Genomic DNA, 605 nt, shown 5'->3' with positions numbered 1-605 from the left:
CAATCCCGACTCCGACGCACCGACTATCTCAGACTCACCCTTTCAATTAACCAGCGACCCTTCCAGTTGTTCTAAAGGCTCCTATACCTCCGGTTCTAATACCTACTGCTATACAGGACAGTCCTCTGACATTAACACGATCCATATCGACCAAAACGGGCAGGTCATCGATGACTCCGATAACGGTGGCAACTCTGGCGGCAGTGATGGCGGGAGTTCTGGCGGCGGCACCGATAGCGGTTCTGATACCGGCAGCGGTGGCTCTGGCGGTGGCGGCTCATCGGGGGGTGGTAGTGGGTCAGGTGGCTCGACCGGTGGCGATAGCGGCTCTGACGGTGGCAGTTCTGGCGGCGACAGTGACAGCGGTAACGATGACGGCGACGGTCTAGGTGCCGTACTCGATGCCATAGGTAGCGTTCGCAAGGCCATCAACGATGGCTTCAATAACCTCGTCGACACCTTCACCAATCAGGATGGCGCCCCCTCGGGCGATGATGTCGTGGCCGACTTCGATGGTCAGGGCCTCAGCGATGACCTGATGGCCGAAGCCGAAACCCAGAACGACGGTATCCAGGGCGAACTGACCCAGCGCTACCAGGATCTGT

Annotated in this window: 2 protein-coding genes; one reads left to right on the top strand and one right to left on the bottom strand. The window is 58.8% G+C overall.

Annotated features, from left to right (window positions below):
- Window positions 1-170 precede the first annotated feature (170 nt).
- Complete coding sequence (locus BTW07_RS18880; protein ID WP_075571664.1) at window positions 171-389, top strand: hypothetical protein; 219 nt, start codon at window positions 171-173, stop codon at window positions 387-389.
- On the opposite strand, the gene BTW07_RS19930 is transcribed toward BTW07_RS18880, so the two are convergent.
- Window positions 386-605 (bottom strand): hypothetical protein (locus tag BTW07_RS19930; protein WP_158025903.1); only part of this gene is annotated, 220 nt, incomplete at its 5' end. The two genes, BTW07_RS18880 and BTW07_RS19930, sit on opposite strands and share 4 nt — an antisense overlap.

It is taken from the genome of Salinicola socius, from assembly GCF_001937195.1.
Lineage (GTDB): Bacteria > Pseudomonadota > Gammaproteobacteria > Pseudomonadales > Halomonadaceae > Salinicola > Salinicola socius.
The sequence above is the reverse complement of the archived record's forward strand: the minus strand, read 5'-3'. Positions and strand labels throughout refer to the sequence as shown.

Bases quoted from the DNA above. Each gene is read 5' to 3' on its own strand.
- BTW07_RS18880 (WP_075571664.1), top strand. From the start codon at position 171: ATGACTCCGATAACGGTGGCAACTCTGGCGGCAGTGATGGCGGGAGTT.